24 protein-coding genes and 1 pseudogene are annotated in these 20891 nt (G+C 70.1%); 13 read left to right on the plus strand and 12 right to left on the minus strand.

The features are described 5' to 3' along the window. Positions 1–62 precede the first annotated feature (62 nt). The 6 genes from obgE to BM396_RS06055 form a co-directional block, all read right to left on the minus strand. Entirely contained in the window at positions 63–1091 is a 1029-nt protein-coding gene (gene obgE, locus BM396_RS06030) for a GTPase ObgE (RefSeq protein WP_043380334.1), read from the minus strand. An 89-nt stretch (positions 1092–1180) separates the two neighbouring features. Further along, a complete protein-coding gene (locus BM396_RS06035) occupies positions 1181–1777 on the minus strand; it encodes a GNAT family N-acetyltransferase (protein WP_043380331.1) in 597 nt (198 codons plus the stop codon). Positions 1778–1964: 187 nt separating this feature from the next. Continuing rightward, the gene (gene rpmA / locus BM396_RS06040) at positions 1965–2231 is read right to left on the minus strand and encodes a 50S ribosomal protein L27 (RefSeq protein ID WP_043352185.1); all 267 of its coding nucleotides are present in this window, start codon (positions 2229–2231) and stop codon (positions 1965–1967) included. 86 nt (positions 2232–2317) lie between these two features. Next, positions 2318–2632 carry a 50S ribosomal protein L21 gene (rplU, locus tag BM396_RS06045; RefSeq protein ID WP_010683509.1) on the minus strand — a complete coding sequence of 105 codons (315 nt, stop codon included), beginning with the start codon at positions 2630–2632 and terminating at the stop codon, positions 2318–2320. A 191-nt stretch (positions 2633–2823) separates the two neighbouring features. After that, entirely contained in the window at positions 2824–3225 is a 402-nt protein-coding gene (locus BM396_RS06050; RefSeq protein WP_043380327.1) for a hypothetical protein, read from the minus strand. A gap of 424 nt (positions 3226–3649) precedes the next feature. Further along, complete coding sequence (locus BM396_RS06055) at positions 3650–4282, minus strand: YceI family protein (RefSeq protein WP_043380324.1); 633 nt, start codon at positions 4280–4282, stop codon at positions 3650–3652. Between the two features lie 133 nt (positions 4283–4415). Between BM396_RS06055 and ruvA the strand changes: the two genes are divergently transcribed. The 9 genes and pseudogenes from ruvA (at position 4416) to BM396_RS06095 (ending at position 10639) form a co-directional block, all read left to right on the plus strand. Beyond that, positions 4416–5033 carry a Holliday junction branch migration protein RuvA gene (gene ruvA / locus BM396_RS06060; protein WP_043352190.1) on the plus strand — a complete coding sequence of 206 codons (618 nt, stop codon included), beginning with the start codon at positions 4416–4418 and terminating at the stop codon, positions 5031–5033. 192 nt (positions 5034–5225) lie between these two features. Then, a complete protein-coding gene (locus tag BM396_RS33245) occupies positions 5226–5498 on the plus strand; it encodes a (2Fe-2S)-binding protein (RefSeq protein ID WP_081948583.1) in 273 nt (90 codons plus the stop codon). Positions 5499–5542: 44 nt separating this feature from the next. After that, positions 5543–6040 carry a bacterioferritin gene (gene bfr, locus BM396_RS06070; protein ID WP_043380322.1) on the plus strand — a complete coding sequence of 166 codons (498 nt, stop codon included), beginning with the start codon at positions 5543–5545 and terminating at the stop codon, positions 6038–6040. Between the two features lie 111 nt (positions 6041–6151). Then, the gene (gene dapB, locus BM396_RS06075) at positions 6152–6949 is read left to right on the plus strand and encodes a 4-hydroxy-tetrahydrodipicolinate reductase (protein WP_043380318.1); all 798 of its coding nucleotides are present in this window, start codon (positions 6152–6154) and stop codon (positions 6947–6949) included. A gap of 17 nt (positions 6950–6966) precedes the next feature. Beyond that, positions 6967–7605, plus strand: coding sequence for a 2,3-bisphosphoglycerate-dependent phosphoglycerate mutase (locus BM396_RS06080; protein ID WP_043380315.1), 639 nt, complete (start codon positions 6967–6969; stop codon positions 7603–7605). Continuing rightward, positions 7606–8259 carry an alpha-ketoglutarate-dependent dioxygenase AlkB gene (locus tag BM396_RS06085; RefSeq protein ID WP_043380313.1) on the plus strand — a complete coding sequence of 218 codons (654 nt, stop codon included), beginning with the start codon at positions 7606–7608 and terminating at the stop codon, positions 8257–8259. Positions 8260–8288: 29 nt separating this feature from the next. Then, a pseudogene (locus BM396_RS06090) lies at positions 8289–9140 on the plus strand (DUF817 domain-containing protein); the annotation flags it as partial. A gap of 180 nt (positions 9141–9320) precedes the next feature. Then, the gene (locus BM396_RS33250) at positions 9321–9518 is read left to right on the plus strand and encodes a DUF2809 domain-containing protein (protein WP_244538834.1); all 198 of its coding nucleotides are present in this window, start codon (positions 9321–9323) and stop codon (positions 9516–9518) included. Positions 9519–9670: 152 nt separating this feature from the next. Beyond that, positions 9671–10639: a hypothetical protein gene (locus BM396_RS06095; RefSeq protein WP_043380310.1), complete on the plus strand. Its 969-nt coding sequence runs from the start codon at positions 9671–9673 to the stop codon at positions 10637–10639. A 4-nt stretch (positions 10640–10643) separates the two neighbouring features. Here the strand turns inward: BM396_RS06095 and BM396_RS06100 are convergent, their stop codons facing one another. From BM396_RS06100 to BM396_RS06110, 3 genes are all read right to left on the minus strand, one after another. After that, entirely contained in the window at positions 10644–12263 is a 1620-nt protein-coding gene (locus BM396_RS06100; RefSeq protein WP_043380309.1) for a gamma-glutamyltransferase family protein, read from the minus strand. Positions 12264–12420: 157 nt separating this feature from the next. Then, on the minus strand, positions 12421–12843 hold the full coding sequence (locus tag BM396_RS06105; RefSeq protein ID WP_043350497.1) for a hypothetical protein: 423 nt from the start codon (positions 12841–12843) through the stop codon (positions 12421–12423). Between the two features lie 136 nt (positions 12844–12979). Continuing rightward, the gene (locus tag BM396_RS06110) at positions 12980–13804 is read right to left on the minus strand and encodes a hypothetical protein (RefSeq protein ID WP_244538819.1); all 825 of its coding nucleotides are present in this window, start codon (positions 13802–13804) and stop codon (positions 12980–12982) included. A 318-nt stretch (positions 13805–14122) separates the two neighbouring features. Between BM396_RS06110 and BM396_RS06115 the strand changes: the two genes are divergently transcribed. Together BM396_RS06115 and BM396_RS06120 are read left to right on the plus strand one after the other, a co-directional pair. Next, positions 14123–15160: an aspartate-semialdehyde dehydrogenase gene (locus tag BM396_RS06115; protein ID WP_043380306.1), complete on the plus strand. Its 1038-nt coding sequence runs from the start codon at positions 14123–14125 to the stop codon at positions 15158–15160. Between the two features lie 127 nt (positions 15161–15287). Then, positions 15288–17120 carry an alkaline phosphatase family protein gene (locus BM396_RS06120; protein WP_043380303.1) on the plus strand — a complete coding sequence of 611 codons (1833 nt, stop codon included), beginning with the start codon at positions 15288–15290 and terminating at the stop codon, positions 17118–17120. Positions 17121–17331: 211 nt separating this feature from the next. Here BM396_RS06120 and BM396_RS06125 read toward each other — a convergent pair whose 3' ends face one another. The 3 genes from BM396_RS06125 to BM396_RS06135 all read right to left on the minus strand — a co-directional run bounded on the left by BM396_RS06125 (position 17332) and on the right by BM396_RS06135 (position 18862). Further along, positions 17332–17610: a DUF2312 domain-containing protein gene (locus BM396_RS06125; RefSeq protein WP_026604676.1), complete on the minus strand. Its 279-nt coding sequence runs from the start codon at positions 17608–17610 to the stop codon at positions 17332–17334. 116 nt (positions 17611–17726) lie between these two features. Next, a complete protein-coding gene (locus BM396_RS06130) occupies positions 17727–18035 on the minus strand; it encodes a DUF1244 domain-containing protein (protein ID WP_043380301.1) in 309 nt (102 codons plus the stop codon). 62 nt (positions 18036–18097) lie between these two features. Beyond that, entirely contained in the window at positions 18098–18862 is a 765-nt protein-coding gene (locus tag BM396_RS06135; protein ID WP_043380299.1) for an N-formylglutamate amidohydrolase, read from the minus strand. A gap of 178 nt (positions 18863–19040) precedes the next feature. On the opposite strand from BM396_RS06135, the gene BM396_RS06140 reads away from it, so the two are divergent. Both BM396_RS06140 and BM396_RS06145 read left to right on the plus strand, forming a co-directional pair. Beyond that, positions 19041–20360: a glycerate kinase type-2 family protein gene (locus BM396_RS06140; RefSeq protein WP_043380296.1), complete on the plus strand. Its 1320-nt coding sequence runs from the start codon at positions 19041–19043 to the stop codon at positions 20358–20360. After that, positions 20326–20808: a DUF1036 domain-containing protein gene (locus BM396_RS06145; RefSeq protein WP_075381519.1), complete on the plus strand. Its 483-nt coding sequence runs from the start codon at positions 20326–20328 to the stop codon at positions 20806–20808. Before BM396_RS06140 ends, BM396_RS06145 begins: the two co-directional genes overlap by 35 nt. The last annotated feature ends 83 nt before the right edge of the window (positions 20809–20891 follow it).

The following is a 20891-nucleotide window of genomic DNA, read 5'->3' on the forward strand; positions in this document are numbered from 1 at the left end:
CAGGGCCCAGACCCGGTCCTGTCGGTCCCGGCCGCCGTGTCCTCGGGACAACCGGTCGACGGCTATGGCTGCCAGGCGTCCACCGGCTTCCGTTCGGCCTTGGCGCTGGCATCGATCTCGGACTGGAGCGCCCGCAGCGCCTCGGGGACGCCCTTTCGGCTCGCCGAGGACAGGACCAGCGGCGCGCGGCCGGCGGCGCGCTTCAGCTTGGCCACCTGGCTCTTGAGCGTGTCGGCGTCGAGGGCGTCGGCCTTCGAGAGCGCCACGATCTCGGGCTTCTCCGCGAGGCCGTTGCCGTAGGCCTCGATCTCGCCGCGCACCAGCTTGTAGGTCTTGCCGGCATGCTCGCTCGTGCCGTCGACGAGGTGCAGCAGCACCCGGCAGCGCTCGACATGGGCGAGGAACTTGTCGCCGAGGCCGACGCCCTCGTGCGCGCCCTCGATCAGGCCCGGGATGTCGGCGAGCACGAATTCGCGCCCGTCCGAGCGCACCACGCCGAGGCCGGGATGCAGGGTGGTGAACGGGTAGTCGGCGATCTTCGGCTTCGCGGCGGTGACGCTCGCCAGGAAGGTCGACTTGCCGGCATTCGGGAGGCCGACGAGGCCGGCATCGGCGATCAGCTTGAGCCGGAGCCAGATCCACATCTCCTGGCCTTCCAGGCCGGGATTGGCGTGCTTCGGGGCGCGGTTGGTGGACGTCGTGAAATAGGCGTTGCCGAAGCCGCCATTGCCGCCCTTGGCGAGGCGGATCCTCTGGCCGACCTCGGTCAGGTCGGCGAGCAGCGTCTCGCCGTCCTCGGCGAAGATCTGTGTGCCGGCCGGGACCTTCAGGACCGTGTCGGCGCCGTTGGCGCCGTGGCAGTTCGAGCCCATGCCGTGCTCGCCCTTCTTGGCCTTGAAGTGCTGCTGGTAGCGGTAGTCGATGAGGGTGTTGAGACCCTCGACGCACTCCACCCAGACATCGCCGCCGCGGCCGCCGTCGCCGCCGTTCGGCCCGCCGAACTCGATGAACTTCTCCCGCCGGAACGAGACGCAGCCGGGACCGCCGTCACCGGAGCGGACATAGACCTTGGCTTCGTCGAGGAATTTCACGACCTGAATCCTTTGTCGGGTGCGGATTCGCGACCCGCACCATCACCTTGTCGACGGCGGCCGGCCAGCCCCGGCGCCGAAAGGCCGCCTCAGGCGGCCCGCGTCATCGCCGGCTCCGACGGCGGGTTCTGCCAGCGCCGCCGGTCGAGGCTGAAGAGATCGACCGGCAGATCCGCGCCGCGCGCCGGGAAGGGCCGGGTCGCGCTGCCGGCCTGCACGAAGCCGCAGGTCTCCAGAACGTGCCGGGACGCCGGGTTGACCGTGCGGGCCGACGCAGCCAGTTCCGTCCCGCCGGTATAGGCGAAGAAAGCGTGGCACAGAGCCGTCACGGCCTCGGCCATCAGGCCGCTGCCCCAATAGGGCTGCCCGAGCCAGTAGCCGAGTTCCGGCGGTCCGTCGGTCCGCCCCTCGATGCTGATCACACCGATGAGGCTGCCGGGCGCCGCCCGCGGCGCGAGGGCGAGCGTGAGGGCCGACCCGGCGGTGTTCTGCGCGCGCGCCTGCAGCAGGAACGCATCCACCACCGGGGCCGGAAGCGGGTGCGGCACCCGCGCCAGCATCGCGGCGACAGACGGATCACCGGCCAGCTTCAGGATCGCGTCCCTGTCCTTGGCGGTCGGCCAGCGCAGCCACAGCCGCCGCGTCTCAATCCGGAAAACGTCATCACGGGTCAGATCGGGGAACATCGTGCCCTCGCAGGGCGGCGTTCCCGGCTCCGGGGCACCGCCTCAAGACGACGAAGGGGAGGATGGCGTCCCATCCTCCCCGGGTGTTCCGTCCGAACCGGCCCGTCAGGGGCTCGGCAACGACGTCTCCGGTCCGGTGTGGGACACCGGGCGGGACGCCAGCTTCGCCTCTAAAGGCGCCCGCCTCTTATTCCGCGGCCTCGGCCAGCGGGGTTACGGCCACGAAGGCGCGCCCGCGGCGCGTCTCGAAGCGGACATGGCCCGGTACCAGCGCGAAGAGCGTATGGTCCTTGCCCATGCCGACATTGGCGCCGGGATGCCATTTGGTGCCGCGCTGACGCACGATGATGTTGCCTGGAATCACGGCTTCCGCGCCGAACTTCTTGACGCCGAGGCGCCGGCCTTCCGAGTCGCGACCGTTGCGGGACGAGCCGCCTGCCTTCTTGTGTGCCATGGGATGAACTCCGAAATCTGATGGGCTTGGATGCGGTCGCAGATCGGACCCTCAGGGATCCTCACGCGCCCAGCGTCTGGCGTGCGTCAGGCCGAAATGCCGGTGATGCGCACGACCGTGTGGTCCTGCCGGTGACCGCGCTTGCGGCGCGAGTTCTGCCGGCGGCGCTTCTTGAAGGCGATGACCTTCTTGTCGCGGCCGTGGCGCACGATCTCGCCGGTGACGCTGATGCCCGACAGGGTCGGGGCGCCGACCTGGGTCGCGCCCGCGCCGTCGGCGAACAGGAGGACCTCGCCGAAGGTCACGGCCTCGCCGGCCTCGCCCGCCAGGGAGGCGATGGTGATGGTGTCGTTGGCGGCGACGCGGTACTGCTTACCGCCCGTCTTGATGACTGCGAACATCGTTCTCTCGTGTTCTCGAACGGCCTCCGGGGCGGCTGCCCCTGGACCGGCTTCTTGTTTGAAGTCATTGCGCGGGCTTTCCGCCCGGACAACGCGAAACGCGCGGACCTCAAACAGAGGCCGCGCGCCATGCGGGGTCACTACGGGCCTGATGCCGCCGTGTCAATCCGCGCCGGACTCCCGGGGCTCCGTCAGCGGATCGGGGCGCCGGTCGCCAGGACGCCCTTCGCGACACTGCCCTCGGGGCCGAAGGCGGCCAAAGCCTCGGAGCACCAAGCCTCGCGACCGTCGGCGGCGAGCTGCTGGCGCACCTGCAGGGCGCGCTGCTTCAGCTTCTCCTCCAGCATCGCTTCCTGTCCGGCATTGACCCGGGCCGCGAGACGGAGCGTCGTGAGCTGTCCGGCCCTGACCTGCACGCCCGGGCAGGCCTGTTCGGCGATGATGGTCGTCGCCGCCGCCGTCGCATAGTTGTCGAGGGGCGAAGCCGCCGCGGCGGGCGCAGGGGCGCGGGCGGCCGGCGCGGGGACCTGCGCCGCGGCGGCTCCCGCGAAGCACAGGACCAGGGCAAGACTGAAAACACCGGAACGCCGCACGGCTCAGACCTCCAGGGTGGCGCCGACCTGCGCGGTGAGACGCCCGTCATGCGCGGGACGAGGCCGGGTGCCGCTGAGGAGAAGCGTCGTCATCTGGGGGCATCCCTTCGCTGCGGCGCCGCGACGGCGGTTGACTACACCCCCGGCGGCGAGGCGTCACCCGCCCGGTCAGACCGCGCGGCTCGACCCGGTCTTATGCGCGGCCGCGGGGCGCCGCACATGAGCGAGCTCCTCGGCGTGTGGGTCCGCCCGCCCGTTCATCCGCATGGTCGTTTCGGAGCGCCGCAGGCGAGCCCGGATCCGGAAACACCGTCGGTTCCCGGCGTCGGCGCATGGCGATCCGGGCTCCGCCGCGCGGGGACCTTGCCGGCTGCGAAGCCGCGCCTTCGGCTCCGCGGACCGAGTCGGCCGATCGGGCTGATCGTCAGGGCGCGGCCTTGAACTCGCCCTCGATGCGCAGGCTCACCTCGTCGCCGAGCTGCGGCAGATAGGCGTTGATGCCGAAATCCGAGCGCTTGATGACCGCCCGGCCGTCGAAGCCCACGGTGTAGCGCTGATCCACCGGATGGATGCCGGCCTGATTGAACGTGGCGTCGATCGCAAAGGGTCGGACCGTGCCGCGCAGGTTCAAGTCGCCGGTGATCCGCGCCGTGGTCGGGCTGGTGGGCTCGACCTTCGTGGCGGTGAAGGTGGCGTTCGGGAACTTGGCCGTGTCGAAGAAGTCCGGGGCTGCGAGGTGCTCGTTCAGGCGCGCGCTCCCGGTCATCACGCCGCCCAGGGGCACGGTGACCTCGAGGCGGCTCTTCTCCGGCGCCTTCGGATCGAGCTGGAGCGTGCCGCTGAGACCCGCGAACTGGCCGTAATAGGTCGAGTAGCCGAGATGCGAGACAGACCACGTGATCTTGCCGTGATCCGGATCGAGCACGTAGCTCCCGGGCCGGACCTGCGTCGGATCCGCGCTCGGCGCGACCGGAACGGATGCCGTTGACGGATCGTCCGCCCCCCGGGCCGGGCCGAAGCACAGCAGGCTCAGCAGGGCAAGAAGTGGCGCGCGCATGGTCATCCCCCCGTGACCGGCCAAGCGCGGCCGGCGCGGCGCCCGTGATTTCATGATCTCCCTGCGCGCTCAAGCACGTCTGGCGGAGGGCGCCGCGGTTCTGTAGGCATCCCGCGACAGCGACAGGCGTGGCATGATCGGCAAGCTCAAGGGCGTCGTGGACTCGTTCGGCGAGGATTTCGTGATCCTCGACGTGTCGGGCGTCGGCTATATCGTGCATTGTTCGGCGCGCACCCTGCAGCGCATGCCCAAGGTCGGCGAGCCCGCTTCGCTGTCGATCGAAACCCATGTCCGCGAGGACATGATCCGCCTTTACGGCTTCCGCTCGGATGCCGAGCGGGAATGGTTCCGCCTGCTTCAGACCGTGCAGGGCGTCGGCGCGCGGGTGGCGCTGGGCGTGCTCTCGGTGATGGAGCCCGAGGCGCTGGCCAGCGCCATCGCCACCGGCGACAAGGGCGCGATCAGCCGGGCTCCAGGGGTCGGGCCGCGTCTGGCGGCACGGCTCGCCGCCGAGCTCAAGGACAAGGCTCCGGCCTTCGCGCCGATCGACCCCGCCCTCGTTGCCCTCACGGGAGCCGTCGAGGACGGCGCCGCCCCCCAGCCGGTGGCGGATGCCGTCTCCGCCCTGGTCAATCTCGGCTACCCGCAGGTCCAGGCCGCCGCCGCCATCGCTGCGGCTCTCAAGGGTGCGGGAGAGGGCGCGGAGGCCAAGGTGCTCATCCGGCTCGGCCTGCGCGAACTCGCGCGCTGACGCGCCCCGGAACCGTTGGGGCGCACTTAGATCGCACGCCCTTGACCCGCGCGGGCCGCGGTGCCATGTCGACCGCAGCCGATAAGGCATTGAAAAGCCAGCTACTTTTCAATTCTTCTAAACTGGCGCAGGTGCCCGGGACGGTCGTCGACGACCGCTGCGGGCGCGGGGATGACGGGATTTGCGGCGCGCATGATCGTCTGTTCTTGTAACGTCATATCGGACGGCGCGGTCCGCAGCTGCCTCGCACCCGGCCCGGGCTGCCCGCGCACGCCCGCGCAGGTCTATGCCTGTCTCGGCTGCAGCCCGAAATGCGGGCGCTGCGCCCGCACGATCCGGGCGATCATGCAGAGTGCCCTGGGCCAAGCCGCGCCGGCGGAGAGCAGCCATGCCTGCACGACGACTTGCGCAAGCGCGTGTAGTTTGGTGAAGTTCCAAACTGCGGATGAGGGAGTCGCGGCCTGATGCTTCTACCCCCCGCTTGAAAGCACGGTAAGGAGTACGGGGGCATGAAGGGCGACACCAAGGTCATCGAGTATCTGAATCGCGGCCTGCGCAGCGAGCTGACGGCCGTCAGCCAGTACTGGCTGCATTTCCGCATGCTCAATGACTGGGGCTACGTCGAGCTGGCGAAATTCTGGCGCAAGGAATCGATCGAGGAGATGAACCACGCGGACCGGTTCATCGACCGGATCCTGTTCCTCGACGGGTTCCCGAACCTGCAGGAGCTCGACCCGCTGCGGATCGGCCAGAACGTCCAAGAGATCCTGGATTCCGATCTCGCCGCCGAGAACGAGGCCCGCAGCCTCTATCTCGAGGCCGCGAAGTACTGCGATTCGATCAACGACCGGGTCTCCAAGCGCCTGTTCGAGGATCTGGCCGAGGACGAGGAGGGGCACATCGACTTCCTCGAGACGCAGCTGGAGCTGATCAAGCAGATCGGCCTGCCGCTCTACGCGCAGAAGCATATCGGCGGCCTCGAGCAGATCGCCCCCGAGAAGGAGTGAGGTTGCCCGGGCTCCCGCCGCCCCTGCGGCAGACGGGGAGCCCGGACACCGACGCAGGACGGGTCGGCGCGGTGCGGATCCTGCGCGCAGCAAGGTGGGTTGGGGAACGGAATGCGGCTCGTGGTGGTCGGCGCCGACGGGCGCATGGGGCGGATGCTGATCCGCGCGGTGGCGCAGTCCGAGGGCTGTACGCTTTCGGCGGCGATCGAGCGCGAAGGCTCCCCGGCCCTTGGGCAGGATGCGGGCCTGCTCGCCGGTCTCCAGCCCCTCGACGTGCCGGTCACCGATGACGCGCTCGCGGCCTTCGCGGCCGCCGACGGCGTCCTCGATTTCACCGCGCCCGCCGCCACGGTGGCCTTCGCCGAACTGGCGGCCCAGGCCCGCATCGTCCACGTCGTCGGCACGACCGGCCTGTCCGAGGACGATCTCGCCAAGCTGAAGGCGGCCTCGTACCATGCCCGGATCGTTCAATCGGGCAACATGTCGCTCGGCATCAACCTGATGGCCGAGCTGGTCCGCCGGGTCGCGAAGGCGCTGGGCGACGAGTTCGACATCGAGATTGCCGAGATGCATCACCGCATGAAGGTGGATGCGCCGTCCGGCACGGCGCTGATGCTGGGCGAGGCCGCCGCCGAGGGCCGCGGCGTCGACCTGAAGACGGTCCGCGTCTCCACCCGGGACGGGCATACCGGCGCCCGCCGGCCCGGCGATATCGGCTTCGCCACCCTGCGGGGCGGCAGCGTCGTCGGCGACCACAGCGTAATCTTCGCTGGCACCGGCGAGAGCCTGACGATCAGCCACCACGCCGCCGACCGCGGCCTGTTCGCCACGGGCGCCGTCAAGGCCGCGCTCTGGGCGCATCCCAAGCCGCCGGGGCTCTACACGATGGCCGACGTCCTCGGCCTGTGACCGGGAGCGGTGCATCCATGGAACGGCTCCTCGTCCTCGTCCGGCACGGCCAGAGCGAGTGGAACCTCCAGAACCTGTTCACGGGCTGGCGCGACCCGGACCTGACCGAGCGCGGCATCGCCGAGGCCCGGGCGGCCGGCCGCGGGTTGAAGCGGGACGGCTACGGCTTCGATGTCGCCTTCACCTCCGAATTGTTGCGGGCCCAGCGCACCTGCTCGCTGATCCTGGAGGAGATGGCTCTCCCGGATGTTCCGATCATTCGGCAGAGGGCCCTCAACGAGCGGGATTACGGCGATCTCTCCGGCCTCAACAAGGACGCGGCCCGCGCCCGATGGGGTGACGCGCAGGTCCATACCTGGCGCCGGTCCTACGACGTGCGGCCGCCCGGCGGCGAGAGCCTGAAGGACACTGCCGCGCGGGTGCTGCCCTATTACATCGCGGCGATCCTGCCGCGGGTGATGGCCGGCCAGCGGGTCCTGGTGGCGGCCCATGGCAATTCGCTGCGCGCCCTGGCGATGGTCCTCGATGGGCTGAACGAGGAGCAGGTGCCGGATCTCCAGATTCGGACCGGGGTCCCGCTGGTCTACCGCCTCAACGGCGACACCACGGTCGCCTCGAAGATCGTGCTGGAGCAGGATGTCGACGCGGGCCGCTGAGTGGCGACGGAACTCGCCCCCGGCCTGATCCACCATCCCGGCTTCCTCGATGCGACGGCCCGCGCCCGGCTCGCCGCCGAGATCGCCGCCATCCTCGAAACGGCGCCGCCCGTGACGCCGCGGATGCCGCGCACCGGCAAGCCGTTCTCCGTACGGATGTCGAATGCCGGTCCCCTCGGCTGGGTCTCGGACGTCGCGGGCTACCGCTATCAGCCGGACCATCCGGAGACCGGGCGGCCATGGCCGGCGATGCCGCCGACCGCCCTCGCGGCCTGGGCGGTGTTGGCGAACTGTCCGGTGCCGCCGGAAGCCTGTCTCATCAACCTCTACGCGCCGGGATCCCGCATGGGTCTCCACCAGGATCGCGACGAGGCGGATCTCTCGGCGCCCGTCCTCTCGCTCTCCCTCGGTGCGGCGGCACTGTTCCGCTACGGCGGCCTGAGCCGCGCGGATCCGACGCGCTCGATCCGCCTGCAGGCCGGCGACGCGCTGGTGATCGGCGGCCCCTCGCGCCTGATCTACCACGGCATCGACCGGCTCTACCCGGCCGGCGACCTTCTCGCGGAGACGGCCGATCTCGGTTTTCTCCCGCCGGGCGGCCGCTGCAACCTCACCCTGCGGCGCGTCACGGCGCCGGCACCGCCGTGGCGCTAAAGCGATCGCCGGAATGCGGGCCGGCCGCGATGCCGGGCGAGCGGGTCAGCGCGGCAGCGCAATGGCCGGCGATCGCCGGCTTCGTCGCGGCCGAGGCCCGCCTTCAGGAGGCGGTCCTGGCGCGGGGCCGCGTCGCGGCCGCGATCTACGAGTTCATTCGGTTCGGGCTGAAACAGGGCTGGGCCTGCCTGTTCGGGGGACTGCTTCTGGCGCTGATGCTCGGCACGCGCCTCGTCTGGCCGTCCCACGCGCCGATCGCCCGGTACGACGCCCTGTTCCTCGCCGCCGTGACGCTTCAGGTCATTCTGCTGCGGACGCGGATGGAGACGTGGTCGGAAGCCCGGGTAATCCTGGTCTTCCACGTCATCGGCACGGCCATGGAGGTCCACAAAACCGCGATCGGAAGCTGGATCTATCCCGAGGCGAACCTCTTCCGGCTCGGCGGCGTCCCGCTCTTCACGGGCTTCATGTACGCGGCCGTCGGCAGCTATCTCGCCCGGGTCTGGCGCCTCTTCGACTTCCGGTTCACGCGGCATCCGAGCCTGCGCCTGCTTTCGCTCCTGTCGATTGCGATCTACGTCAACTTCCTCACCGATCATCTCGGCGTCGATCTGCGCTTCGGCCTCATCGGGATCGCGTTCGCGGCCTTCGCCCCCGCGACCGTGTACTTCAAGGTCTGGCGCGCACACCGCGCGATGCCGCTGCTGCTCGGCCTGCTGCTCGTCGCGCTGTTCATCTGGTTCGCGGAGAACCTGGGGACCCTCTCCGGGACGTGGCTCTACCCGAACCAGCGGCAGCACTGGTCCCTCGTCCCGGTGGCCAAGCTCTCGTCGTGGTTCCTGCTGATGATCGTCTCCTACACCCTGGTCGCCCGGGTGAACGGCATCGCGATCGGGCCGGCCGCGATGCCGGCGCCCGCGCGGATGGATCTGCCGCTGGCCCGGGCAGCCCATCTCGGCCTCGCGGCCGCCGTGATCGGGCTGGGGCTGCTGCTGCGCGTGCCGGCGTGGAACCTGCCGCTCGCGGTTCACCACTACGGCGGCGGCATCCTGTGGGGAGCGATGCTGTTCCTGCTGGTGGCCGCCCTGCGACCGGCCGGCTGGGGTCTGCGCACCTGCATGATCGCCGCCTTCTTCGGCGCCGGGCTCATCGAAGCGAGCCGTCTCGTTCATACCCCGGCGCTCGACGCCTTCCGGGCAACCCTGCCGGGCCAGCTCCTGCTCGGCACACTCTTCTCCCCGTGGAATCTCTGCGCCTAGCCGTCGGGATCGCCGTCGCGGCGGCGTTGGCGGTTTCCTTTCATCGTGATCGCAGGCGCGCGGCATTGCCGGCTTGACAGATCAGGTCGCCGGGCAGACCCATCGCGGGCGGACTAACCCCAAGTTGGGTCCACGAGGAGAACCGGTTTTCGATGCGGATGCGCAACCTGACGCTGCGTCTCGGACGGGTTCTCGGCGCTGCCGCGCTTGCGGTGAGCCTTGGCTCCGCGGCCTGGGCCGGAGATCCTGTCTACCCGCCGGGCTCGCGCTTCGGCTTCGATCCGCCGGCCGACATGTCGCTGTCGCGGCGCTTCTCGGGCTTCGAGCGGAAGGAGGGGGGCGCGACCGTGTCGGTCGTCGAGCTGCCCGCGAACGCCTTCGCGGAACTCGTCAGCGGCTTCACCGACGCCAACCTGCTGAGTCAGGGCTTCGCCGTCGAGAAGCGCGAGGAGGTCAAGATCGGCGACAACGAGGGCATGCTCTACACCGGTGAGCAGCCCGCCGATCCGGCCTCGTCCGCTCCGGCGATCCGGAAGTGGATTCTCGTGGTCGGTACGCCGAGCGTGACCGGACTGATCATCGCCCAGGCGCTGCCCGACGCCGAGACCGAGGCCTCGATGCGCAAGATGGTGACCGGCGTCACCCTCCGGCCTGCGCTGACGCTGACCCAGCAGGTCGACGCGCTGCCCTTCCGCATCGCCGACATGGCGGGCTTCCGGCCGGTGCGGGTGATGGCCGGCAATTCGATCCTCCTGACCAGCGGCCCCAAGGACCAGATGCAGAATCTGGAGCAGCCGATCCTCGTCCTCGCCCAGGCCGTGCAGCAGCCGCCCTCGGCCGAGCAGCGGGACGGCTTCGCCCGCGCCGCCCTGGCCTCGAACCAGACCATGAAGGACTTCGTCATCGAGCGGGCCCAGAGCTACCGCTCGAACGGCGTCGACTGGCACGAGATCGTGGCCCGCGCCCTCGACCAGCCGACCAACCTGCCGGTGGTCGTCATGCAGACCATCCGGTTCGCGCCGGATGGCTATCTCCGCGCCCTCGGTGTCGTGCGGCAGGATCAGCGCGACGGCGTCCTCGCCAAGTTCCGCCAGGTCGTGGACAGCGTGCAGGTGAAGTAGCGCCTCACCACACGGCGGCCTGCCCGTCGCGGCGCGGGTCGCTCGCCGCCACGTAGCCTTCGACCGCCGGATCGCCCATCCGCCAGATGAACTGGCCGGCGCCGAAATCCTGGTAGCTGTCCTCGATCACCTCGAGCCGGTGGCCGAGGGCCTTCAGGCGGTCCAGGGTCGCCCGCGGCATCGCCGCCTCGACGTTGATGTCGAGACCCTCGTTCACCCGCCACCGCGGCGCGTCGCAGGCCGCCTGCGGGTTCTGGCCGTGGTCGATCATCCGCACCAGCGTCTGGACATGGCCCTGCGGCTGCATGTTGCCGCCCATCACGCCGAAGCTCATCACCGGCGCGCCGTCCCGGGTGAGAAAGCCAGGAATGATGGTGTGGAACGGGCGCTTGCCCGGCGCCACCACGTTCGGGCTCGCAGGATCGAGCACGAAGCCGTAGCCGCGATTCTGCAGGGAGATCCCCCAGCCCGGAACGACCACGCCCGAGCCGAAGCCCATGAAGTTCGACTGGATGAAGCTCACCATCATCCCGGATTCATCCGCGGCGGTGAGGTAGATCGTGCCGCCCGCGGGCGGCTTGCCGGGGCCGAAGACCTGGGCGCGGTTCCGGTCGATCAGCTTGGCGCGCTCCGCCAGATAGGCGCGGTCCAGCATGGCTTCGGGCGTCACCTCCATCCCGCGCGGGTCGGCGACGTACCGGTAGGTGTCGCTGAAGGCGAGCTTCATCGCCTCGATCTGGAGGTGCTGCGCCTCCGGTCCGTCCACCGGCAGGCTGCCGAGGTCGAACTGCTCCAGGATGCCGAGCGCGATCTGTGCCGCGATGCCCTGGCCGTTCGGCGGGATCTCGTGCAGCGTGTAGCCGTGGTAATCCTTGGCGGTCGGCATCACCCATTCGGGGCGGTACGCCGCGAGGTCGGCGGCCGTCATGGCGCCGCCATGGGCCCGCGCGTGCGCGGCGATCGCCTCGGCGATCTCGCCCCGGTAGAAGGCCTCGCCCTTGGTCTCGCCGATCAGCCGCAGGGTCCGCTCGGCGCCGGGAAAGGTCACCAGCTCGCCGACATCCGGCGCTCGGCCGCGCGGCAGAAAGAACTCCGCGAAGCCCGGCTGGCGGGTGATCGCCTCGATCCCGGCGGCGGCCGCCCATTTCTGCTGCACGACGACCGGCGCGAGATAGCCGCGCTCGGCGATGCGGATCGCCGGCTGCATCAGATCGGCGAAGGGGAGGCGGCCGAAGCGCTCGCTGAGCGCGACCCAGGCGCCCACCGCCCCCGGTACGGTGACCGAATCCCAGCCGCGCATCGGCGTCCGTTCCGCCGGACCGTATTTCCGCAGGAAGTAGTCCGGGCTCCAAGCGGCCGGAGCCCCGCCCGAGGCGTTGAGGCCGTGCAGCGCCTTCCCGTCCCACAGGATGCAGAAGGCGTCGGAGCCGAGGCCGTTGCTGCACGGCTCGGTCACGGTCTTGGCGGCCGCCGTGGCGATCGCGGCGTCGACCGCGTTCCCGCCGGCCTGGAGCATCTGGATGCCGGCCTGTGCCGCCAGCGCGTGCGAGGTGGCGACACAGTTGCGCCCGAACATCGGCATGCGCAGGGACGGATACCCGGTCACCCAGTCGAACGGCTTCATGGCACTGTTCCCGGCCTCGGCAGCGGATCTGCTCCCGCGGCACTTGGCATACAGGATATCCGGCGCCGGTGAAGGCGTGCCCGGGATGGATGCCAAACGAAAAACGCGGGCCCGAGGACCCGCGCTTCGCGACGTTCACGCTGTTTGTGGGAGCCGCTCAGTAGGGGCGGCCGTAGAGCGGCGAGGTCGGATCCAGGCGATCGACGAAGGAGAGGTCGACGTTGCGGATCGCGCTCGAACGGGCGCCGATGAACGGTCCGTTGGTGATCGGGTCCGGCAGGATCCCGCGGCCGAAGCGGTCGGTCGGGCCGTAGGGCGGGGTCAGCTGGTTGGACGCTGCGATCAGGTAGGGGTTCAGAGCCGGATTGCGCGAACCGCCGGCACCCGGGACGTTCGAGGTGAGCGGCACGTTGCCGGCATCCAGCCAGCTGCGCGGGCGCACCCGGATCGGGAGCGGGCGGCTGACCCGGTAGATCGGGCCGGAAACGAAACCATCCTGCGCCTCAGCCGGCGCGGAGGCCAGAACGCCGAGGCCGGTGGCGGCGACAACGCCGAGAAGGGCGATCTTGAGCGAGCGCATGGCCAACCTTGTGTATGAGTGCCATCAGTATGGCGACCGAAGCTTAACAGTTCGCCGCCTTTGACAAGAAGACGCTTGGGCGAGGCTGTTGTTCCGCCCTTATGGCTGAGCTTGTGCGATTTGCCACACTGTGGCCTCATTTTTTATTTTGCGGCCGTCGGATTAACGATCCGATCCGGCTCGAAGGTTCCGCGCCGGCTGTCGCCGGGCAGTCGCTCGCGGGGTCGGGCACGGCAGCGAAGGCCGCCGTCGTGTCGGGATCGGCAAGATCGATGAGGCTCAGCGCATCCAGCAGGCAGGCCACGGCCTGCGGTTCCGGTAGATGGCCGAGGGGGGCGCAGAGCCATCCATCGAGCTGAAACCCCGTCTCCCGGGTGACGAAACCCGTGCAGGTCCGCTGCGTCGGTCCGGCGAAGGTCATCTCCAGGGTCTCGACCGCGCCGAACCGGGTCCGGATCTGGCCGCGGGCTCCGGTCCGCGCGACCGCTAGGGCAGGGCGGTCGAGGGCTGGGCCGTTGGCGGCCCGCCGGGCTATTAGGACGAACAGCGACGGCGGCGGTCCGGAGAGCGTTCCGCGCGTGAGGACGATCCGCAGCGCAGGCGCCTCGATCGCAGCCACATCGCCGCGCATCAGTGTGTCCTCGCGCAGGCCCGTCCGCGGATCGACCCGGGCGGCGACCCGCACTGGATCGGGCCCAGGCACGGCGAGGCCGAACCGGGCGGGCGCGATCGCCGGCGGCGCCGGCGAAGCCCGGACGGACGGCACGAAGGCGGTCTGGAGATCCGGCGCGCGCTGGATGCCGGGGAGGGGGCCGGGCAACCGGGCGAACACGCACACCAGGGCGATCGCGGCCGATGCCAGCGCGAGACGCAGGCCGAGGGATCCCGGTGACCAGCCTGCGCGTGCCGCGGGCGGGCGGAGTCCGACTCGATCGACGAGGGGCGCTGTTCCGATCAGCATCGTGCTCCGTACCGAAGGCGGGACGCGGGATTGGGCGATCAGCCTCGCACGGCAGGACTGCATGCCCGTTCCCGGCCCGGGTCCGTCACCGGATTCCTCCGCGCAGGGTGAATCAGGCGTTGCGCGGTCGTCGGCCTTGACAGCATGGGCACATGCGCGCCTTGCTCGGCGCGGCCGTCGCCCCCACCTCCGCTGAGGACGGGGTCTGCGGCCGCGCCCGTTTTGCGGGCGCGTCCGGCACGAACGATCCTTCGGCCGATTTTGCTGGCAGGAGCGCGGCACCCGGATCGGTCGGGGTTTTCCGCGCGGAGACAAGAGATGGGTTACAAGGTCGCCGTCGTCGGCGCCACGGGCAACGTGGGCCGCGAGATGCTCGATATCCTGGCCGAGCGGGCCTTTCCCGCCGACGAGGTCGTGGCGCTGGCCTCGCGCCGCAGCCAGGGGCAGGAAGTTTCCTACGGCGACAAGACGCTCAAGGTCAAAACGCTCGACACCTACGACTTCACCGACACCGATATCTGCCTGATGTCGGCCGGCGGCGAGGCGTCGAAGGAATGGTCGCCCCGCATCGGCCAGCAGGGTTGCGTGGTCATCGATAACTCGTCGGCCTTCCGCTACGACGCCGACGTGCCGCTGATCGTGCCCGAGGTGAATGCCGACGCGGTGGTGGGCTTCACCAAGCGCAACATCATCGCCAACCCGAACTGCTCGACCGCGCAGCTGGTCGTCGCGCTCAAGCCCCTCCACGAGGCGGCGACGATCAAGCGCGTCGTGGTCTCGACCTACCAGTCGGTCTCCGGCGCCGGCAAGGAGGCGATGGACGAGCTGTTCAACCAGACCCGCGCCGTCTTCACCGCCGGCGAGATCAAGCAGGGCGGCAAGTTCACCAAGCGGATCGCCTTCAACGTCATCCCCCACATCGATGTGTTCATGGAGGATGGCTACACGAAGGAAGAGTGGAAGATGGTCGCCGAGACCAAGAAGATGCTCGACCCGAAGATCAAGCTGACGGCGACCGCCGTCCGCGTTCCGGTCTTCATCGGGCACGCGGAAGCGGTCAACATCGAGTTCGAGCGGCCGCTCTCGGCCGAGAAGGCCACCGAGATCCTGCGCGCCGCCCCCGGCGTCTTGGTGATCGATAAGCGCGAGAACGGCGGCTACATGACGCCCCACGAGGCGGCCGGCGAGGATGCGACCTACATCTCGCGCATCCGCGAGGACGCGACCGTGGAGAACGGCCTGAACCTCTGGTGTGTCTCGGACAACCTGCGCAAGGGCGCGGCCCTCAACGCGGTGCAGATCGCCGAGATTCTGGTGAACCGCAAGCTCCTGAACCGGGCCAAGCGCGCGGCCTGAGGCCGGTCCTCCTCCCGGCGGGAGGAGGAGCCAGCACCGAAATCCTTGGGACAACGTCCCTAGGATTTGTCACGCGCCCGTCATCGTTCAGGCCCACGCCGCAGACCGGATCACGTGGAGATTCGGTATGCGGCGTTTCTTTGTGTCCTGTCTCGTCGGTCTGTCGATCGTCGGCGCGGCTCAGGCTCAGCCGCAGCCTCGGAATGTCGTCCTGTTCATCGCGGACGGGCTCCGCGACGGCATGGTGAACGCCGCGAACGCGCCGGCGATGGATGGCCTGATGAAGGCCGGGGTGCGGTTCACCAACACGCACTCCCTGTTCCCGACTTTCACGATGCCGAACGCCACCGCGATGGCGACCGGCCACATGCTGGGCGACACCGGCCAATTCGGGAACACGATCTACACGGCCTTCCCGGTCCCCGGGGCCGGAGAGAGCCTCACGCCGTTTCTGGAGAGCGACCCCGTCCTCGGCGACGTCGACGCGCATTTCGCCGGCAACTACCTCAACGAGGAGACGATCCTGCGGGCGGCTCACGCCCAGGGGCTCTCCACGGCCAGCATCGGCAAGCTCGGCCCCTCCCTGATCTTCGACCACACGGCGCGCTCCGGACAGGACAGCATCCTGGTCGACGACAGCACGGGCCGGCCGAGCGGCATCCCGCTGAGCGACGACCTGCGTACGCGCCTGGATGCGGCCGGGCTTCCGCTGCAGGCGCCGACGCGGGGCGCCAACGGCCTGGCCGGAACCGCCGATTCGCCCGGGACGCTCGCCGCCAATGTCGAGCAGCAGGGCTACTTCACCGATGTGGCGACGAAGGCGGTCCTACCGCTGTTCAAAGCCCGCGGAAAACCCTTCGTGCTCGTCTACTGGTCGCGCGATCCCGACGGGACACAGCACAATCAGGGCGACAGTCTCGGCCGGCTCGTCCCCGGGATCAACGGACCGACGAGCCTCGCGGCGATCCGCAACGCGGATGCCAACCTGGCCGCGCTGCTCGGCGCGCTGAAGGCGCTCGGTCTGGCGGAGACCACGGATGTGATCGTCACCTCCGATCACGGCTTCTCCACCATCTCCAAGGAGAGCGGGACCAGCTTCGCCGCGTCTCAGGCCTATAAAGGCGTGCCGAAGGGCCAGCTTCCGCCGGGCTTCCTCGCCATCGATCTCGCGCATGAGCTCGGGCTCGGCCTGTTCGATCCGGATGCCAGGGGCATCAGGCTCGCCGCCGACGCCTTTCCGAGCCGGGCCAACGGCCTGATCGGCGCGGATCCGGCCAAGCCCGAGGTGGTGGTCGCGGCCAATGGCGGCTCGGATCTCGTTTACCTGCCGAACGGCGACCGGGCGCTGGCGCGCCGCGTGGTCGACGCCCTGGCGCGTCAGGACTACGTGAGCGGCCTGTTCGTCAGCGCGACCCTCGGCCCGATCCCGGGAACGCTGCCCCTCTCGGCGATCGCCCTCGACGGGTCGGCGCTGACGCCGATGCCGGCCATCGTGGTCAATTTCCGGAGCTTCTCGACCGGCTGCGCCGATCCGACCACCTGCGGGGTCGAGGTCTCCGATACCGGGCTGCAGCAGGGGCAGGGCATGCACGGCAGCTTCTCCCGCGCCGATACCCGCAACGTCATGGGCGCGGCAGGGCCGAGCTTCCGGGCGGGCCTCGCGAGCGCGGTGCCGGCGAGCAATGCCGACCTCGGCAAGACCATCGCCCAGCTCCTGGGCCTCACGATTCCCGGCAAGGGCCGGCTGGTCGGCCGTGTCCTGACCGAGGCGTTGGCCAATGGCAGCACGCCGACCTTCGCTCGGGCGGAGCTGCGCTCGGAGCCGGACGCCGCCGGCCACGTGACGGCGCTCGCCTACCAGACGGTGGGCGAGATCCGTTACTTCGATGCCGCCGGATATCCCGGCCGCACCCTCGGCCTCGACAGTCCTGCCGTGTCGGCCGCCGCGGAGGCGCACTGAGCGTCGCACCGTCCGGCCCGCGGGGCGGAGCGCAGGGAACGCTGTCCAACCCAACCCCCTCGTCCCAAGAGGCCCGCGTCCGCGGGCCTCGAAGGCGAGTTCCAGGGAGCACGGCGCTCCCTGGTCTGCTCCGTCGAGACCTCCGCTGGGCTGCAGGCCCTCAGGCCAAGGATGGCGCGGACGGGTTCGCGTGCGGTGCCGCCTGGTCCGACTACGCCATGCCGAGGGCTTGCATGTAGAGCTCGAGGATCGCCTCCTGCTCCTGGCGCTCGCTGTGATCCTGCTTGCGGATGCGGAGAATCGTGCGGACGGCCTTCGCGTCGAAGCCCCGGCCCTTCAGCTCGGCGAACACCTCTTTGATGTCGCCCATGATGCCGGCCTTTTCCTCCTCGAGGCGCTCCAGGCGCTCGATGAACTGCTTCAGCTCGTCGGCCGCTACGCCCTCGGCCGACGAGACGTCGCCGCCGGGCCGCTGCGCGGCGGTGGGCATCGAATGGGCGTTCATGGGGCTCTCCCGAATGCACGGCGCGGTTGCGCCCTGGACCCGTGGTTAATGGGCCGGCCTTACTGGAAGCTTAGCCGATTCGCTGCCTGCCGGCCGCCGCCTCAATGCTCCTTGGCCTGCGACGCCGCGAAGCCCGCCTGCTGCTGCGGGGTTGCCTCGGTCTGGAAGCGCGCCTTCCACTCGGCGTAAGGCATCCCGTAGACGGCCTCGCGGCTTTCGTCCTTGGTCAGCGCCACGCCTGTCTCATCGGCGGCGTCCTTGAGCCAGTTCGACAGGCAGTTCCGGCAGAAGCCCGCCAGATTCATCAGGTCGATGTTCTGCACATCCGTCCGATTGCGCAGATGCGCGACGAGGCGGCGGAACACCGCGGCTTCGAGTTCCGTCTGGGTCCGGGGATCGATCGCGCTCATCGGTGGCAACTCTCTTCAGGTCGGGCGGCCCGTTCCCGATTTCGGGAGCGGCCGGACGGAGATCAAGCCGCGAGGAGCGGGCGAAGGATGCGGGCGAAGCGCGCGGACCACTCGGCCTGTCCGTCCGCGCCGGCAATCAGATCCTGGCGGATCTCCACGAGGGCGTTGGCGAGGCCCCGCGCGGTGGCGTGACGGTCGATCGTGTCGCCCGGCAGGCCGCCGCCATAGGGCTGGTTGTCGCCGACGGTCAGCCCGGCGGGATCCGCCTCAAGCGCGCGGATGAGGGGGCGGGCGAAGCGCTCGTCCCCGTCGTACAGGATGCCGACCTGCCAGGGCCGCGCGATGCCGCGCCAGTAGGGCGTGAAGCTGTGCAGGGTCAGGAGCACGGGCGGACGGCCGGCCGCCGCGGCGGCGGCGATCGCGTCGTCGATGGCCGCGTCGAACGGGGCGTAGAACCGGGCGATCCGCGCCTGCTTGCCGGCCTCGTCGATCCGGGCATTGCCAGGAACCACGGCGCCGTCGGACAGGCGCATCACCAGCGTCGGGTCGGCGCGCCCACGATTCGGGTCGATGATCAGCCGCGAGAAGTTCGTGAGGATCGCCGGGACCCCGAGCTGCGCCGCGAGGCTCCGCGTCACCGCCGCCGCGCCGATATCGTAAGCGATGTGCCGGGCGTATTCCGACTCCGGCAAACCGAGCTCGATATCCGGCGGCACGAAATTCGAGGCGTGATCGCAGGCGATGACGAGGCCGCATGCGGGGTCGCCGGGGATGATCTCGCAGGGATGCGCGGGCGGGAGGGCCGTTTCTGTCTCCGGACGGGTCACGGGGCTCCGAGGTCTTCAGATCTGTGCGAGGGCGCGGATGGCGCTTGCCGTCGCGCGGCCGCTCGGGCAGATCACCTATCAAGGATCGTGCGCTCACGGCAAGAAACGGGCCCGCCGCCCAGGGAAGAAACGGGCGGGGAGTGTGCGACACAAACAAGAGAGGAGCCCGTTCGACGCCATGACCGAGACCGTTCCGCCCGTCGCCGATGCGGCCATCCGGGATCAGCGCGCGCTCCTCGACTCGATTCTCACGGCCGCGATCCGCGCCGCCCATCCGGATCTCTGCCTGCCGCCCCACCTGCCGGAGCCGAGCCCCGGCCGTCTGATCATCCTGGCGGCCGGCAAGGCCGCCGGCAGCATGAGCGCCGTGGCGAGCCGGTTCTACCGCCGGCAGCATGGACTCGGCGACGACCGGATCGTCGGCCTCGCAGTGGCCCGCCACGGCTACGGCCAGGACGCGCCGGGCATCCACATGGTCGAGGCGGGCCATCCGGTGCCCGACGAGGCCGGCATCTCGGCGACCCGGGAGGCCCTGCGGCTCGCCACCGAGGCCGGGCCGGACGACGAGGTCCTGGTCCTGCTGTCGGGCGGTGGCTCGGCCAACTGGATCGCCCCGGCCGGCGATCTGACGCTCGTCGAGAAGCAGGCGATCACCCGGGCGATGCTCCGCTCCGGCGCGCCGATCGGCGAGATCAACACGGTGCGCAAGCACATCTCGCGGATCAAGGGCGGACGCCTCGCCCTCGCGGCCCGCAACGCCCGGCGCATCCTGACGCTGGCGATCTCCGACGTGCCGTTCGACGATCCGGCGGTGATCGCGTCGGGCCCGACGGTGCCCGATCCGTCCACGCTCGCCGATGCCCGCGCCATCTGCGAGAAGCGCGGCATCCCGCTGCCCGAGGAGGCTTCGCGGCTCCTCAACGACCCGAACAACGAGACGCCGAAGGCCGGCGACCCCGCCTTCGCCCGCGCCGAGTACCGGATCATTGCCCGGCCGATCGACGCCCTGAATGCCGCCGCCGAGGCCGCCCGCGCGGCCGGCTACGAGCCGATCCTGCTCGGCGCCGATCTCGAAGGCGAGGCCCGCGAAGTCGCGGCCGAGCACGCGGCCGAGGCCAAGCGCCTCAAGGCCGAGGGCCGGCGCGTGGCGCTGATCTCCGGCGGCGAGCTCACGGTCACGATCCGCGGTGAGGGCCATGGCGGCCCGAACCAGGAATACGCCCTGGCGCTGGCGGTGGCCTTGGACGGCGAGCCCGGCATCTTCGGCATCAGTGCCGATACCGACGGGACCGACGGCGGCCGGGGCCTCGCCACCGACCCGGCGGGCGGCCTCATCGATCCGACGACCCTGGAGCGGGCCCGGGCCGCCGGCCTCGACCCGGCCGCGATGCTGGAGCAGAACGACTCCACCGCGTTCTTCGCGGCCCTCGGCGACCTCGTGAACCCCGGTCCGACCTGTACCAATGTCAACGACTGCCGCATCATCCTCGTCAACTAGGTCGCGCGTCTCGGCGGCTCAGCTCCTCCCGGCAGTCACGGTCCTCGGCCTCGCGCTCCTCGGCGCGAGCCCCGCCCGGGCGGACCTGCGCCTGTGCAATCAGACCGCCAGCAAGGTCGGGATCTCGCTGGGCTATCGAGACCCGCAGGGCTGGGTGACGGAAGGCTGGTGGGATCTGGCGCCGAAGGCCTGCGAGACGCTTCTCAAGGGCGCGCTGGCGGCGCGGTTCTACTACGTGTTCGCAGTCGACTACACGCGCGGCGGCGAGTGGAGCGGCCGCTCGCTGATGTGCACCCGTGATTCGGAATTCACGATCCGCGGGATCGAGGATTGTCTCGCCCGCGGCTACGACCGGAACGGCTTCTTCGAAGTCGATACCGGCGAGCAGAAGAGCTGGACCATCCAGCTCACCGATCCCAACCGGGCCGAGGCGCCGGCAAAACCGTAACGTGAAGGCGGCGGCCTTGACGCTGTCCGGCGCGGGATGCTCACACCCGTGGCCAAACCCTTGAACCGGCGGCGCTTCACGCT

It is taken from the genome of Methylobacterium sp. UNCCL125, from assembly GCF_900116795.1.
GTDB lineage: Bacteria > Pseudomonadota > Alphaproteobacteria > Rhizobiales > Beijerinckiaceae > Methylobacterium > Methylobacterium fujisawaense.

Bases quoted from the DNA above. Each gene is read 5' to 3' on its own strand.
- BM396_RS06055 (WP_043380324.1), bottom strand. From the start codon at position 4,282: ATGCGCGCGCCACTTCTTGCCCTGCTGAGCCTGCTGTGCTTCGGCCCG.
- BM396_RS06120 (WP_043380303.1), top strand. From the start codon at position 15,288: ATGCGGCGTTTCTTTGTGTCCTGTCTCGTCGGTCTGTCGATCGTCGGC.
- BM396_RS33245 (WP_081948583.1), top strand. From the start codon at position 5,226: ATGATCGTCTGTTCTTGTAACGTCATATCGGACGGCGCGGTCCGCAGC.
- BM396_RS06115 (WP_043380306.1), top strand. From the start codon at position 14,123: ATGGGTTACAAGGTCGCCGTCGTCGGCGCCACGGGCAACGTGGGCCGC.
- BM396_RS06125 (WP_026604676.1), bottom strand. From the start codon at position 17,610: ATGCCCACCGCCGCGCAGCGGCCCGGCGGCGACGTCTCGTCGGCCGAG.
- BM396_RS06130 (WP_043380301.1), bottom strand. From the start codon at position 18,035: ATGAGCGCGATCGATCCCCGGACCCAGACGGAACTCGAAGCCGCGGTG.
- BM396_RS06140 (WP_043380296.1), top strand. From the start codon at position 19,041: ATGACCGAGACCGTTCCGCCCGTCGCCGATGCGGCCATCCGGGATCAG.
- BM396_RS06080 (WP_043380315.1), top strand. From the start codon at position 6,967: ATGGAACGGCTCCTCGTCCTCGTCCGGCACGGCCAGAGCGAGTGGAAC.
- BM396_RS06100 (WP_043380309.1), bottom strand. From the start codon at position 12,263: ATGAAGCCGTTCGACTGGGTGACCGGGTATCCGTCCCTGCGCATGCCG.
- rpmA (WP_043352185.1), bottom strand. From the start codon at position 2,231: ATGGCACACAAGAAGGCAGGCGGCTCGTCCCGCAACGGTCGCGACTCG.
- BM396_RS33250 (WP_244538834.1), top strand. From the start codon at position 9,321: ATGCTGTTCCTGCTGGTGGCCGCCCTGCGACCGGCCGGCTGGGGTCTG.
- ruvA (WP_043352190.1), top strand. From the start codon at position 4,416: ATGATCGGCAAGCTCAAGGGCGTCGTGGACTCGTTCGGCGAGGATTTC.
- rplU (WP_010683509.1), bottom strand. From the start codon at position 2,632: ATGTTCGCAGTCATCAAGACGGGCGGTAAGCAGTACCGCGTCGCCGCC.
- BM396_RS06095 (WP_043380310.1), top strand. From the start codon at position 9,671: ATGCGGATGCGCAACCTGACGCTGCGTCTCGGACGGGTTCTCGGCGCT.
- BM396_RS06145 (WP_075381519.1), top strand. From the start codon at position 20,326: ATGTCAACGACTGCCGCATCATCCTCGTCAACTAGGTCGCGCGTCTCG.
- dapB (WP_043380318.1), top strand. From the start codon at position 6,152: ATGCGGCTCGTGGTGGTCGGCGCCGACGGGCGCATGGGGCGGATGCTG.
- BM396_RS06105 (WP_043350497.1), bottom strand. From the start codon at position 12,843: ATGCGCTCGCTCAAGATCGCCCTTCTCGGCGTTGTCGCCGCCACCGGC.
- bfr (WP_043380322.1), top strand. From the start codon at position 5,543: ATGAAGGGCGACACCAAGGTCATCGAGTATCTGAATCGCGGCCTGCGC.
- BM396_RS06035 (WP_043380331.1), bottom strand. From the start codon at position 1,777: ATGTTCCCCGATCTGACCCGTGATGACGTTTTCCGGATTGAGACGCGG.
- BM396_RS06110 (WP_244538819.1), bottom strand. From the start codon at position 13,804: ATGCTGATCGGAACAGCGCCCCTCGTCGATCGAGTCGGACTCCGCCCG.